Here is a 14,152-nt window from a genome sequence, read left to right as displayed (position 1 = left end):
CATGTCGTTTTATGGCTGTGTTTCCGAGCTTTTGTTTTTTGCCGCGCGCCCTTTCCTGAACCGAAAATACGACGAAGGCAACGAACAGAGGTACGGCCGCTATCCCGACGATCTGCCCAAAGGCGCTCTGTGGATCCATGCGGTTTCAGTCGGCGAGGTGCAGTCGGCCTATCCTTTTATCAGGGAGATCAAACGGCAGGCTCCGGATATGCCCATTCTCCTTTCGACGATCACGAAGACCGGCCGGACCATGGCGGAGCGTCTGGCGGGCGATCTCGTCCGGCATATTTATTATCCGTGGGATTCGCCGAGCGTTCTCAGAAGAGCGCTGACGGCTCTGCGTCCGGCCGCCTACATCACGATCGAGACGGAGATCTGGCCGGAGATGCTCTTTCAGCTTCGGAAACGACGGATCCCGACTTTTCTCGTCAACGGCCGGCTGTCGGAATCGAGTTTTCGAAAATACCGGCGTCTGCGCTTTTTCTGGAAGCCGGTCATTCGCCGTTATTCTCTGATCATGACTCGTTCCGCGCCGGATCGGGATCGTTTTATCGCCTTGGGCGCGGAACCGGACCGGGTGAAGGTGACCGGAGACTGCAAAGTGGACGCGTTGATCGCCCGCAAAAATGCGGCCGACGGCGCCGGCCTGGGGGAGATTTTTGCCGGCAAAGAACCGCTGATCCTTGCCGGAAGCACCCACGAAGGGGAAGAAGAGATCGTCTTCGACGCCTACGCGGAGCTGCTGAAAATCTATCCCGGCCTGAAACTCGTCGTCGTGCCGCGGCATCCCGAACGCGGCCGCGCGCTGCTGGACGAAGCGTCGGCAAGAAAGCTCGGCAAAGTTGAGCTGATGTCGGAGGCGTACGGCGACTGGAACGTTCTTATCGTCGACCGCATCGGCGTGCTTTTCTCTCTTTACGGATATGCGAGAGCGGCGTTTCTCGGTGGTTCGCTCGTTCCCAAAGGCGGTCAGAACATCATGGAGCCGGCGATCTGGGGCGTCCCGTTCTGTCAGGGACCTGACTACCGCGATTTTTCGGAAGCGACGGAAGCCCTCGAAAAAACGGGACTGTGCACCATTGTGCGCGACGCGCGGGAGATGAGAGATTTTTTCGACGGCGTGCTGTCAAACGGTAATTCCGATTTCGGCCGGGAGCGTCAAGAATTTTTCGCCGCCCTGAGCGGCGCGTCCCGGCGAAGCTGGGATTTGATAAAAGATTTTCGTAGCGGGCATCCGGGAAAATATCTGTAAGCGTCAAGGAAGAAGGGGCATTATGGCATCGATTCACAGAGAACTGCTGAAAACTTTTTTTGAGCGTCAGGACGAGCGCACCCGGGCCGGCATCGAAAAGGCCACGGAAAAGATGGTCGAGGTCAAGAAGAACGGCGGCAAGATCGTCGTCGCCTGCGGCAGCGGTCCCAACATCCACGAAGGCGTGACGACGCTGATCGCGGAACTGATGGACAAGGGCATCATCGACGGCGTCACCACCAGCTCGGCGGTCGTCGGGCATGAAATGGCGGGTTCTCTCGACCGCGTGAAAATGGTCAGTTCCGACGAGCTGGGGTTCGACCCCGAGGACATGCCGCGCGGCAACGTCTTCGAGTTCACCTGCATGAAGCCCGACGAGCTGGCGGCGCTGAAAAAGCAGATCGTCCTGGACGACGCGCTTCTCGCCAAAAAAGACCGGATCGCCGGGCACGAGGTCATCAAAGCGGCCGGCAACATGGCCTATCCGATGGGCTACTGGAACGAACACGTCGCCTCCGAGATCTGCGACATCGCCCGCACGTACGCGCTTCCGTTCGAAGTCGTCGCGGGCTGGGGCTGCGACCGTCGCACGATGCTGGGCGTCGGCGCGGCGAAAGATCTTCCAGTGCTGGTCAGCCTGCCGCAGATGGTCGGCGGCGGCAACATCGGTTCGTGCATCGGCGACAGTATCCCGATCCGCCAGCGCTGCATGCGCGTCGCGCGCATGCTCGAAGACGCGGACGTCATCATCGAGTCGGCCATCGCCCTTTCGCAGGAACTTCACGACGGTCCGTTCGAGAAGTACACGGGACACGGCATCTGGGCCTGGTGGAACGGCATGCACACCTACAACCTGCGCGGCAAGACGCTGATCCGCCTCGACCTCGACGAAAATCTGCGCCGGGCCTGCGATTCCCAGGCGCAGATGCAGGAAGCGATCGCCAAGGGCCTGCCGAAAACGAAGATCTCCGGCATTCCTTTCCGCATGGAAATGTCGGCCTTCGCGCGCCACGAAGGAAGCATCCCGCTGATCGGCGACATCGGCGAAGTCTGGCCGGTCCTGGCCGTCGGCGTCGCCGACGCGCTCGGCATCGAACTCGATTTCATGAGCTACAAGCAGGAGACTGCCGAGGGCAAAGCCATGCGCGAATGGATCGTCGACAACGTAAAACCGTTGGATGTCACCAAGATCAGAGCGAAAGCCCTGACGTTCAAACTGTAAAATGAAAACGATCGGAATCATCCCGGCCCGCTGGGGCTCCAGCCGCCTGCCCGGCAAGCCGCTTGCCGATCTCTGCGGCAAGCCCGTCATCCAGCACGTCTACGAGCAGTGCCTGAAAGCCCGTTCTCTGGCGCGGGTGATCGTCGCGACCGACGACGAAAGGATCCTGAACGCCGTCGCCGCGTTCGGCGGAGAAGCCGTGATGACGGCTCCCGACCATCCCAACGGCACCAGCCGCGTCGCCGAAGTCGCCACGCGCGTGGAATGCGACTACGTCATCAACATTCAGGGCGACGAGCCGATGCTCGACCCGCGCGTGATCGATCAGCTTGCCGACGTTCTGGTCCATGCCGGCGAGCCGATGGCGACGCTCTCCGTCCCCTTTGCCTCCGCGGCGGAGGCGGCCGACCCGAACAACGTCAAAGTCGTCGTCGATCAAAAAGGGCGAGCTTTGTATTTCAGCCGCAGCGTCATTCCCTTCGCGCGCTGCGGAATGCCCGTCGTCTCCAAACACATCGGCATTTACGGTTACCGCAAAGATTTTCTGCCCGTTTATCTGCGCCTTGCGGAAACGCCGCTCGCCGAAGCGGAGAGCCTCGAGCAGCTCCGCGCCCTGGAACATGGCTACGACATCGCCGTCGCCGTTTCCGCGTATCCCGACCGCGGCGTGGGAATCAACACGCCTCATGATCTGGAGCTGGCGCGAAAGCTGATGAACGAAAAAAGCTGAACAAAATCCGTGATAATCGGATATAATAAAAGCCAGTCTGCGTTTATTCAGACTGGCTTTTATCGTATCGATATCCCCGTTCGAGGAGAAAAAATGAAAACTCTGTACATCGACTGCACAGCAGGCATCTCCGGCAGCAGATTGATCGGGGCCCTGCTTGATCTAAAAGGAGAAAAAGCCGACGAATTCGAGCGGCGGATGTCATGGCTCCGTCGCTATGGCTGCGCGTGGGCCGTCAGCGCGGGCCCGAACGGCGGGGCCGGCATCGAGGCGAAACCGGTTCCTTCCGGCTGCAAGACCTTTGGATTCGCGGAAATAGAGGCGCTCCTCGACGAGTCGAAGCTTTTGCCGGAGACGAAGGAACGCGCGCTCTCGGCCTTCAGCGCTTTGAAAACCGTGGGACGCGGCTTTTGCGGCGACGAAAGCGGGGCACCTCTCCTTGACGCCTGCCTCGTGTTCGAAATTGTCGGAGCGCTCGCGCTCTTGGATACGCTTCAGGTCGATGCCGTCTATTCCTCGCCGGTCAACGTCGGCGGCCGTATGGGCGGATCTGGACAGAGCGCCGTGTCCGCGCCGGTTTCGTTTTTTCTGAAAGGGATGACCGTTTTCGCCCGCGAAGGGATACATGAACGAACGACGTTAAGCGGCGCCCTGCTGCTCAAAGCCCTCTCCGCATCCACCGAGCCTCTTCCTGCAGGCAGGCTGCTTGCCGGCGGCTGCGGGGGAGTCGCGCCGCAGGGGAGCGCCGAGGCGCTGCACGTCATGGTGCTTGAGCAAAACGACGAAGCGGCTCTTCCGTATCTGACGGGGAAGATCGTCGTGATGGAAACGAATATCGACGACATGAACCCGCAGGATTATCAGAACCTGGAAGAGCGCCTCTTCGCGTGCGGCGCGCTGGACGTTTTTTTTACGCCCATACTGATGAAAAAACTCCGCCCCGCCGTGAGGCTGACGTGCATTTCCCGCGCCGCCGACAGAGAAAAGCTGGGCGAGATCATTCTGAGATACAGCACGACGATCGGCCTGCGTTGGAGCGAAGTCAACCGCATGACGCTGGAGCGCCACCTCCGGAAATTCGAAAGTTCGTTCGGCCCGGTGTCGATGAAATTGTCATGCTGGGGCGGCGAAATCGTCCGCGTCACGGCGGAGTACGAAGATTTAAAGCGTATCTCTCAGGAGACGGGCTGTCCTTTGGATCGGCTTCGTCCTCTGGTCGTCAGTGAATTCCGTCAAAAGGAAGATTTATAAAAATGGATCTGAAACCGTTTTTGATACTTCTTAACGAGAATACCCGCGGACATATCGTCCAAAGCCGGGGGATACGCGACCGCATGCAGGAGCTTGCCGATTTCGAAACGGCGGAGTTCGACATCCCCCATTTACGCGGAGCGGCGCGGATCAAAGCTCTCAAACTGCTTGCCCGACGCCTTCCCAAGGCGACGCCGCAGGGCGCGGAGCGTTGGCTTTTGAGAGCCGGGGGCAGAGAGCTTCTTGACCGCATCGCGATGCTGAATCCGGAGCGGCGCCCGCTTCTTTTCCTTTCGGCGGGAAGTACGGCCGCGCCCTATTGCTTGGCTCTCGCCAAAAGATTCAACGGGAAAAGCTGCGTGGTGATGACGCCCTCCGTTTTGGGGACGAAACCCTTTGATATGGCGGTCGTGCCCAAACACGACGGACGCCGCGGCGACAACGTTCTGGTCACGCTGGGCGCCCCCAATTCCATTTCTCCGAAGCTTTTGGAGAGCCAGCGCCGGGAGCTGCTGAGCGATTATCCCCCGCACCAAAAAGACGCCTGGGGGATCCTCATCGGCGGCGACGATTTGAACTACTCGATCGCCCCTCTCTGGGTGAACAAAGTCCTGCCGACGCTGCTCGACGCCGCGGCCGACGCCAACGTCGACCTGTATATCACGACCTCGCGCCGCACGCAGGCCGCGACGGAGATGGAGATCGCCAAACTCTGCGGGGACACCAGCGTGGTGCGGATGCTCCTGCTGGCTTCGCAGGATTCCCGCAATCCCGTTCCCGGCATTCTCGGCCACTGCTCGCGCGTCTTCTGCACCGAAGACTCCGTTTCGATGATCTCCGAAGCGGTCACCGCCGGCGTGCAGACGGCGGTCGTCACCGTCGGCCATCACCACGGCGTCAAACGGCTTCTGCAGGAGGTGACGGAGTGGCTCGTGGACGCCCGGCTGCTCTCCACCACGCGTCTGTGGGGCGTGCCCCGCTTCAACAGGATGATCGAGGATTTCGAAAACCAGAATTATCTGTGCCTGGTCACCCCCCGCAACCTGGACGACGATCTTCGCCATTTCCTCGAACGGCCGCTCGACGGGATGAACGGCTTCAACGAAGCCGGAAAAGCCGCGCGGTGGATCCTCGACCGGTGGCTGCCATGAAAATCATCCACATCCTCCCCGAACTTGAGATCGGCGGCGTCGAGCGCCATGTCATCGACCTGGCGAACGAGCTGGTCAAAAGAGGTCACGAGGTCATGGTGATCTCGGCCGGCGGCCGGATGGAGCGCCAGCTCGACGCGAAGGTGCTGGTGCGTCATCTTCCCGTGCACAAAAAAAATCCGCTGACGGGACTGTACAGCGCGGTGAAAATCGCCCGCTGGGTCAGACGCGAAGGCTGGCAGATCCTTCACGCCCACTCCCGCGTGCCGGCGTGGATTGCCAACTGGGCCAGTCCTTTGGCCCGCGTCCCGTGGCTGTATACCGCTCATGCCGTGTACAGCCACAATTTCGGGCTTCATCCTTTATCAAAAGCCGATAAAGTGATCTGTATCAGTCAGGCCGTCAGAGATGATCTCAAAGACTATCTTCCCGCCGACTGTGAAGTGATTTACAACGGCTTGCCTGAGGACGTGCCGCAGTGGCATCCGCCTGTCGGCGGCACGCCGATCATTCTTTCGGTCGGTCGTTTGACTCGTTTGAAAGGGATCGATATTGTCCTCCGGGCGCTGGCTCTCTTGAAGCAAGAGGGGATATCCAACTGGCGGTTTGTGATTGTCGGCGACGGCCCGCAGAAAAAAGGACTGGAACAATGCGCCGTCAGTCTCGGCATTGCCTCACAGGTTGAATTTACGGGGTATAGAGAAGATATCGTCGATCGTTTGTTGAAATGCAGATGTTACGTGCTTCCTTCCGCTTCGGAAGGAATGGGGCTGACCTTGATGCTTGCCGCGAAGATGGGAACGCCCGTGCTCGCGTCGAATCTGCCCGCGGTGTGCGAACTGGCGCTGGATAAAGAAAAGCTTTTGCCGCCCTCGGATTCGGCGGCATGGGCCCGCAGCTTGCGCCGGTTATTGGCCGGACACATGGATGCCGCCTCGCGGTTCAACGCCGCCGCGCTTTTGACAGAGGCGCAGATGGTTCGAAAATTGATTGCGGTATATCAGAAGTTTGTGTGATCGTTGCGAGAGGACGTATGATATGCGGCAAAAACGCGTGTTGCATTATGTCGATGAAAACAGACTGTCGTGGATGCTTCCGTGGATTCAGCTTCTCAAGGAGCTGGAACGTTTGGGGATAGAGAACCATGTCCTTTGTCGAAGCGGCGGGACGTTGTGTGCGGCGTTGCGAGCAAATGACATCAAGTGTCTTACGTATAATCCGCTGGCGCAGTGGTTCCCGTTTATGTCACGCGGCATCGGCCGAGCTCTCAAGGTCGTCAGGCCAGATCTGATCCATACGCGACTTTCCTCCGCTGCGGCTTTAGGCGGGTGGTGGGGAAAACATAGAAATGTCCCCGTCGTCTCGACGTTCGATAAGTTTGCAAAAAGACGATATTACCGTCACAGTAACGTGCTGATCGGCTGTTCTTCCGCCGTGACGGCACATATCAAGACGCTTGACCTGCCGTGCGCCTGCTTCATCGGGACAATCCTGAACCCTATCGAAGCAGGACACTACACACGTGATGAATCAGTTCGCAAGACCACTCGTGCCGTAGAAAACGTTGCCGCCGAAGAGATTGTCGTAATGGGCATGGGACGCTTTGTCGGTTGGAAGGGGTGGGATACATACTTAAAGGCGATCGCTTTGGTTCCTGAGAATAAACGCTTCCGTTTTTACTTGTTTGGCTGCGGCGAAGAGGAAAAAAAGTTAAAACAGCTTGCGGAGCGTTTGGGCATTGTCCATCGCGTAAAGTTTAAACCGTTTGTTTCGGACGTAAGGCCATGGCTCTGGGCCGCGGATGTGTTCGTTTTCCCCTCGCATGCCGACGAAGCGTTCGGTCTGATGCTGCTCGAGGCCATGGCATGCAAGACCGTTCCGATCGCTACGGATATTCCCGGCACGCGGGACATTGCGTTCAAAGATCGCAACGCGCTCATATTTGGTGTCGGTGACGCCGCGGTGCTCAGCGAGGCGATTCTGCGTTGTACCGACGTTCAACTGAGAGCGAGGCTGTCTGCGGAGGCGGTGCGTACGGCCGAAAGGATCAGCGTGAGCGAGATTGCGCGCCAGACGCGCGATCTCTACGAATGCATAGTGCCTGTGATGTGCCGAGAATAAGCCGTGATGGACGTATCCATAGAGGTGAAGACGAATCATGCGTGATGCAGTGTTTCAATCGAAAGGAAACAGCGCCGAACGGATCGAAAAACTGGCTGTATTTTCATACATGATCTCCGTTGCATTTTCTCCGCTCGGTCCTGTCGTTCATTACTCCTTGTGGACAATTTGTCTGAGCTCGATCCTCGTGACCAAAATAAAGTATCGCATGCCCCTCTCTCCACAGAACATCGACACGAAAGGAAGATGGATATTGCTGGGGTGGGGGACGCTGTGTCTCTGGACAGTGGCGATGGGGCTTTTGACTTTTCACGATCTCGACAGTTATGGCCGCAATGTTACAACGCCGCTGGAAGTGCTGCTGGGCATGTATTTGGCCGCACGTCTTCTGGGCAATGAAGCGGCTCGCGAAAAATTTATTCGCCTGTTTGTTTGGGCAAGCGTCTTTATTATGTTGGGCAACCTGAGTCGTGAACTGCATCTGATCGGTTACTTCCCGAACCGTTCTCTGGAAAACGGGAATAGTTTGGGACTATGCAGCGTTCTTCTGCTGCCGCCTCTGGTATGCTATGCGTTTTGGCGCGTTGACGATCTTATTCGTCGTCTAGCGATCGTTATGCCCGTATGTGTGGCAGTCTTTTTATCCTTTTCTCTGGGAGCGTGGGGTGCGGCGGCTTTCGGCGGCGCGGTCCTGCTTTATTGGATGTTCCGGTTCAAAAAGATCAAGGTCTCGCTTTTGTTGGGAATGAGCGCTTGTTTGTTGCTGATGGGCGCGGCGTTTGATTGGCATTCAGGAGGCGCCCTCTGGAAAAGGGCACAGGTAGAATATCGGCAGATTACGTCAACGCAGGATGTCGGCGCGCTGACGACCTACCGCAACGAAATCTGGAGCGCTTCGGCCTGTCTGATACGCAAACGGCCCATGACTGGGTGGGGCGGCATGCGCTTTGTAGACCTCTATCAGGAACTTTTCAGAACAAAAGCTGATGAGCTGGGATTAAAATATCAGCCGAGAGGAGAACATCCGCACTCGACGCTTTTTAACGTCGCGTTCCTTGCGGGAATTCCGGGGTTAATGCTTTTTCTGGCCGTTTATGCCGTTTCTTTGAAGAAGGCTTTCCGGCTCGTTCAATCCGAAGGCGGATGTGCTTTCCCATGGGGATTGTCGATTTCTGTTTCGCTGTTGACGATGCTGGTGTATGCTCTGAGCGGCGATGTGCTTGTGGGGCGGCGCGACATCTCGGTGATGTTCTGGTGTTTTTGGGGAATCTTGCTGATCGTGCCGGAGGGGCGCGGTTCGTCCCGCGAGAAATCATGACCGCGCTCGACCTGTTTTTACCGATATGATGAAAGAGGCATCGCAATGAGTCGTTTTATGGAGCTGGATCCGACCAAGGCAAAAACGTATCAGGCAAGAGAGCGTCTTTCTCTCGTCTCTGCGGCGAGCGGAGGGAAAGCCTACCGCCACGGCATGAGCATGGGAGAATTCTTCCTCGGCCTTCCGAACGTCCTGAAAGCCAAAGACCTCCTCGAGGTCGCCGCGGCGATCGCGCTGGCGAAGAAAAACGGCCGCCCCGTGGTCGCCATGTTCGGCGGTCACGTTGTCAAGTGCGGATGTGTTCCGTTTCTGCTGGACCTGGCGAAAGACGGCTTCATCACGCATTTCGCGTCGAACGGCGCCGCCGCCATCCACGATACCGAACTGGCGTTGTGCGGGCACACCTCGGAAGACGTGGCCGCGCAAATCGAAGACGGTTCTTTCGGCATGGCGGCGGATACGGCGGATGTGTTGAACCACGCCGCTTCCCGCGCTCGCCTCAGGAAGGAAGGTTTTGGCGAAGCGCTTGGCGCCCTGCTGGCGGAAAAACGGGCTCCTTACGACCGTCTCTGCCTCTCGGTCCAGGCGGCCCGGCTGAATATCCCTTACACAGTTCATGTCGCTTTGGGGACGGATATCGTGCATCAGCATCCCAGCGCCGTCGGGGCGGATATCGGCGACGCGTCGCTGAGGGATTTCCGCATCTTTGCCGCCTCCGTTTCCCGGCTCGAAGGCGGGGTAATTTTGAATTTGGGAAGCGCGGTGATCATGCCGGAGGTCTTTCTCAAGGCGCTGTCGCTGGCGCGGAATTTAAAATTCAGCGTAAAAAACTTTACTGCGGTCAACATGGACATGATCCAGCATTATCGTCCCCGCATGAACGTCGTCACTCGTCCGGTGCAAAATTCCGGGAGAGGGTACGCCATCACCGGACATCACGAGATCATGATCCCGCTGCTTGGCGCCGCCGTCAGGGAATTCGAGGCGGGAACCTTGCATTTGCCGAGAGACGAGGTGCGCCGCGGTGAAGATTGAGCCGTCCAAAATCGAGCGAGTCCTCGTCGTCGGGCTCTCGTGCATCGGCGACATGCTGCTGAGCAGCGCGGCCCTGTACAATTTGAGGATGTACCTGCCTCATGCGTATTTCACGATTCGTGCAAACGCTCAGGTTTCTGCAATGCTTGCCGATGACCCCATGTGGGATGAAATAAAATTTTACGACCGCGGCAAGCCGAATTCCCCCTACAATGGATGGCGAGGACGCGTTCGGGCGATCCGCGAGTTTCGCGCCGGAAAGTACGATCTCATCGTCGATCTGCGCAGCACGTTGATCCCGCTGTTCATGAACTGCCGGTACCGGCCGCTCTGGGGCTGGCGGGAAGTTTTTTTGCCGCGAAAGGTGCATGAAGCGGAAAGAAATCTCTATTGTATGCAAACTCTGGGCGTGCCGCTGAGAAGTCGAAGCATGAGGCTTTACGTCCCCGGGGATATCCACCGCGGCGTCCAGCGTGAGCTGGCTCCCTATCGGAACAAACTGGTGATTTTGAATCCGGGGGGGCGTGCGTTCAAACGCTGGCCCGCCGAAAACTTTGCGGCGTTGGGACGTCGTTTGAGCGAACGGGGATATAAAATCGCCGTGATGGGGTATTCTGCCGAGGAGCAAGCCGCGGCAGCGCCGGTTCTGGCTTCATTGCCGGAGGCGCTCGATTTTTCGGGACAGGTGCCCATGCCGGTCAGCGCTTCGCGTTTGGCCGCGGCGTGTCTGTATGTCACGAATGACTGCGGCGGCCTTCATATGGCCAGCGCCATGGGAACGCCGACGGTCGGCATTTTCGGCACGACGGATCCGTGGCGGTACGGCCCGTGGGGGAACAGGCACGAAATTGTTTTTCCCAAGGCGTGCCCGAGATCTTTTTGCCGCGACGAGGGCGCGAAGTGTCCGATCGGGCGCGATAATTGCTTGAAGCAGATCCCAGTGGACGACGTGTGGGCGGCGGCGAAAAAAATCCTTGCGGGGTCGTCGATTGGCTGTGATGAGGGGCGAAAATGAATTTCCCGAGGGTGGCGCTGGATAACAACATCAAGGCAAAAGTTTTGCTGATCCGTTTTTCGGCTCTGGGCGATATCGTTCTTACGGCTCATATCGGCAAAAAATTGAAAGAGCTGTTCCCGTCCTTCGAGATCACGTGGCTGACGGAAAAGGGCTACGCTCCGTTGGCGCAATGCATGCCGTGGATCGACGAGGTGATGCCGTGGAATCGGCAGGAGGGGCAAAAGGGTTTTCTCAAACTCGTCTCCCGCATCCGCAAGGAGAAGTTTGACATCCTCATGAACCTGCAGGACAACGACCGCACGGCCCTGCTGACCCTGCTCACCCCCATTCCTCTGAAGATCGGCTTCCATCGGCATTTTCAGTTTGTGTATCATCAGGATATCTATGCCGTGCTCGGGAAGTTGGGCATTCCGCCGTGTTTGGAAAAGCGGATTCGCAGTTCCTTGGGGCGCCCTGCGGGGGATTCGCCTCTGAGCTCTCGCAGTGAACTGGAGAACGTACGAGGCTGCGCCGCCCTGGCCATCGGCGCCAGCATGGCGCGAAAGCGCTGGCCCGCCGCGTACTGGGCTCAGCTCATCGATTATTTGTCAGGGGAGAATTGCATGGCGGTTCTCGTTGGGGCCGGAGTCAAAGAGCTGAGAATGTCGGGGGAAATCATGGCGCTGTGTCCCGGCAAAAAAATTCTCAATTTAGTCGGTACTCTTTCTTTACTCGATTTGCTGCGCGTGCTGGCCGACGTCTCCTTCGTCGTCGCGGCCGACACGGGCCCGCTTCATATGGCGCGGGCGCTGGGCACGCCGGTGATCGCGCTCTTCGGCCCGACGTCGCTTTCAGTCGCCTACACGCAAAGTCTCGATAAAGTCATCGGCACTCCCTGCGAGAGGATGGGATGCCTGGATTGGAAATGTTCTTTGCCCTGTATGGAGCGCATCTCGCCGCAAAAAGTCGTCGACGCTGCCGGTGAGATTTTGAAGGGGCTTTTTCCGCAAAAGGGGTGAATCCATTGTGTCTGACGGCACTCTTGTGAACATCGTAGAACAGGTCGAGCGGCTTTCTCCGCGTACGGTCGCCGTCATCGGCGACCTCATGCTTGACCGGTATCTTTACGGCAGCGTGGAGAGGATCTCGCCCGAAGCGCCGATCCCGGTCGTGAAGTTTCAGAGTGAAAGGAGCGTCCTCGGCGGAGCGGGCAACGTCGTCGCCAATCTCTGCGGGCTGGGGGCGGACGTCAAGTGCTTCGCTCAGCTCGGCGGGGATCCGGCGGCGCGGGAAGTCCTGAAGCTTGTGGACGCCCTGAACGATCTGTCGCGGGGAAGCGTCGAACTGTTCCCGTCCCATAAGGAGACGATGACCGTGAAAACGCGCGTCATCGGCAACGGGCGTCAGCAGATGATGAGGCTGGATCATGAGGATATTCTCCCGTTGGACCCAGAATTGGAGAACGAACTTCTCTCCCGGCTGGCGGAATTTGCCGCGCGCCGTCTGAATGCGGTCGTCCTCTCCGATTACGGCAAGGGGATGTGTTCGTTTTCGTTGTGCCGCAAGGTCATCGAGCTGTGCCGGGCGCATCGGATCCCGGTTTTCGTCGATCCCAAAGGCCGGGATTGGCAGCGCTATGCCGGGGCCGAACTGGTCACTCCCAATGTGAAAGAGCTTTCGGACGCGGCCGGACTTCTGATCTCGAATGACGACGACGAAGCGCTCGCAGCTCAGGCGCGGAAGGTCCGTTCTTCCTTTGGGCTGAACAATCTGCTGGTCACCCGTTCCGAAAAGGGCAGCACGTTCGTCAGCGAGCGGGAGTGTTTTGACGAACCGTCTCAGGCGGTCGACGTTTACGACGTTTCCGGCGCCGGCGACACCGTTATTGCCGCGGTCGCTTTTTTCCGCGCCTGCGGCGTCGACTGGCGGAACTGCTGCCGGCTGTCGAATGCGGCGGCCAAAGTGGTGATCGGCAAGGCCGGTACGTATCCGATCTCCTATCGGGAGTTGAAAGAGCTGTGTCTCTCTCAGGCGAAAGCGCATCCGCTCTCCGGCGGCCACAAGGTTCTCGACGCGGCCGCGGCGGTACGGCGGGTGAAGGAATGGAAGGCGCAAGGGAAGAAAGTGGTCTTCACGAACGGCTGCTTCGACGTCTTTCATGCCGGCCATGTCGATTCGCTGACACGCGCCAGAGCTTTGGGCGACCGTCTGATCGTCGGCCTCAACTCCGACCGCTCGGTAAAAAAGCTGAAAGGCGAGGCGCGTCCGATTAACGGCGAGCTGGACCGAGCCGCCGTTCTGGCGGCCCTTGAATGCGTCGACGTCGTGGTGATTTTCGACGAGGACACGCCGGAGCGGCTTCTTTCTCTGATCAGGCCGGATGTCCTGGCCAAGGGCAGCGACTACCGGCCGGAGCGGATCGCCGGCGCCGCATACGCCGGCAGAGTGGAGATCCTGCCGCTGCTCCCGGGGTTTTCCAGCACGTCGATCATTGACAGACTGCGCGAGAATGAATAAGAAAAAGTGGGTGATTCTCGACCGCGACGGGACGATCATCGAGGAAAAAAACTATCTTCGTCGTCCCGAGCAGGTGGCCCTTCTGCCCGGCGCGGCCGAAGGCCTGAGACTTTTGTGCGAACGCGGGTACGTGCTGACGGTCGTGACCAATCAGTCGGGCGTCGGCCGCGGTTACTTTACGATGGACGACGTTGACCGCGTGCACTGTCGGCTGACGGAGCTGCTGGCGGAACGGGGAATCACGCTGCAGGGGATCTACGTCTGCCCGCATCGGGCAGATCAGCGCTGTGCGTGCCGCAAACCCGCCGTCGGGCTCATTTCACGGGCAAGCGCCGATTGCGGGCTGGACGGCGACGATATCGCCGCCGTGATCGGCGACAAAGAATCCGACATGCAGTTTGGCAAAAATCTCGCCAGTCCTGTGATACTATTAATGTCGGGTTACGGTCGTGAAGAGCGGGCGCGAGGCGTGAGCGCCGATTTTTACGCCGAAGACTTGCTGCAGGCGGCGTGTTGGCTTTTAGAACGTCAGAAATAAGGTGGAATCCGTGGACAGGC

At 58.6% G+C, this 14,152-nt stretch carries 13 protein-coding genes; all 13 read left to right on the top strand.

Annotated features, from left to right (window positions below):
* The first annotated feature begins 1 nt into the window (after position 1).
* The 13 genes from B0D78_RS08605 to B0D78_RS08545 all read left to right on the top strand — a co-directional run bounded on the left by B0D78_RS08605 (position 2) and on the right by B0D78_RS08545 (position 14,132).
* Positions 2–1,252, top strand: coding sequence for a 3-deoxy-D-manno-octulosonic acid transferase (locus tag B0D78_RS08605; RefSeq protein ID WP_078016565.1), 1,251 nt, complete (start codon positions 2–4; stop codon positions 1,250–1,252).
* A 22-nt stretch (positions 1,253–1,274) separates the two neighbouring features.
* Positions 1,275–2,474 carry a hypothetical protein gene (locus B0D78_RS08600; protein WP_078016564.1) on the top strand — a complete coding sequence of 400 codons (1,200 nt, stop codon included), beginning with the start codon at positions 1,275–1,277 and terminating at the stop codon, positions 2,472–2,474.
* 1 nt (position 2,475) lies between these two features.
* The gene (gene kdsB, locus B0D78_RS08595; protein WP_078016563.1) at positions 2,476–3,204 is read left to right on the top strand and encodes a 3-deoxy-manno-octulosonate cytidylyltransferase; all 729 of its coding nucleotides are present in this window, start codon (positions 2,476–2,478) and stop codon (positions 3,202–3,204) included.
* A gap of 93 nt (positions 3,205–3,297) precedes the next feature.
* The gene (locus B0D78_RS08590) at positions 3,298–4,455 is read left to right on the top strand and encodes a LarC family nickel insertion protein (protein ID WP_078016562.1); all 1,158 of its coding nucleotides are present in this window, start codon (positions 3,298–3,300) and stop codon (positions 4,453–4,455) included.
* 2 nt (positions 4,456–4,457) lie between these two features.
* Complete coding sequence (locus B0D78_RS08585) at positions 4,458–5,606, top strand: ELM1/GtrOC1 family putative glycosyltransferase (RefSeq protein ID WP_078016561.1); 1,149 nt, start codon at positions 4,458–4,460, stop codon at positions 5,604–5,606.
* On the top strand, positions 5,579–6,622 hold the full coding sequence (locus B0D78_RS08580; protein ID WP_205948285.1) for a glycosyltransferase family 4 protein: 1,044 nt from the start codon (positions 5,579–5,581) through the stop codon (positions 6,620–6,622). Before B0D78_RS08585 ends, B0D78_RS08580 begins: the two co-directional genes overlap by 28 nt.
* Positions 6,623–6,644: 22 nt before the next feature.
* Complete coding sequence (locus B0D78_RS08575) at positions 6,645–7,727, top strand: glycosyltransferase (RefSeq protein WP_078016559.1); 1,083 nt, start codon at positions 6,645–6,647, stop codon at positions 7,725–7,727.
* A gap of 37 nt (positions 7,728–7,764) precedes the next feature.
* Positions 7,765–9,045 (top strand): O-antigen ligase family protein, encoded by a 1,281-nt coding sequence (locus tag B0D78_RS08570; RefSeq protein ID WP_078016558.1) that lies wholly within the window; start codon positions 7,765–7,767, stop codon positions 9,043–9,045.
* Positions 9,046–9,090: 45 nt separating this feature from the next.
* The gene (locus B0D78_RS08565; RefSeq protein WP_078016557.1) at positions 9,091–10,080 is read left to right on the top strand and encodes a hypothetical protein; all 990 of its coding nucleotides are present in this window, start codon (positions 9,091–9,093) and stop codon (positions 10,078–10,080) included.
* Positions 10,070–11,095 carry a glycosyltransferase family 9 protein gene (locus B0D78_RS08560; RefSeq protein ID WP_078016556.1) on the top strand — a complete coding sequence of 342 codons (1,026 nt, stop codon included), beginning with the start codon at positions 10,070–10,072 and terminating at the stop codon, positions 11,093–11,095. The genes B0D78_RS08565 and B0D78_RS08560 overlap by 11 nt, the downstream gene beginning before the upstream one ends.
* Complete coding sequence (locus tag B0D78_RS08555; protein ID WP_078016555.1) at positions 11,092–12,096, top strand: glycosyltransferase family 9 protein; 1,005 nt, start codon at positions 11,092–11,094, stop codon at positions 12,094–12,096. Before B0D78_RS08560 ends, B0D78_RS08555 begins: the two co-directional genes overlap by 4 nt.
* A gap of 25 nt (positions 12,097–12,121) precedes the next feature.
* On the top strand, positions 12,122–13,594 hold the full coding sequence (gene rfaE2 / locus B0D78_RS08550) for a D-glycero-beta-D-manno-heptose 1-phosphate adenylyltransferase (RefSeq protein ID WP_168170074.1): 1,473 nt from the start codon (positions 12,122–12,124) through the stop codon (positions 13,592–13,594).
* Positions 13,587–14,132 carry a D-glycero-alpha-D-manno-heptose-1,7-bisphosphate 7-phosphatase gene (locus tag B0D78_RS08545; protein WP_078016553.1) on the top strand — a complete coding sequence of 182 codons (546 nt, stop codon included), beginning with the start codon at positions 13,587–13,589 and terminating at the stop codon, positions 14,130–14,132. Before rfaE2 ends, B0D78_RS08545 begins: the two co-directional genes overlap by 8 nt.
* Positions 14,133–14,152: the final 20 nt, after the last annotated feature.

It is taken from the genome of Pyramidobacter sp. C12-8, assembly GCF_002007215.1.
Lineage (GTDB): Bacteria > Synergistota > Synergistia > Synergistales > Dethiosulfovibrionaceae > Pyramidobacter.
Note: the sequence above shows the minus strand (reverse complement) of the source record. Positions and strands in the feature narration are given on the sequence as shown.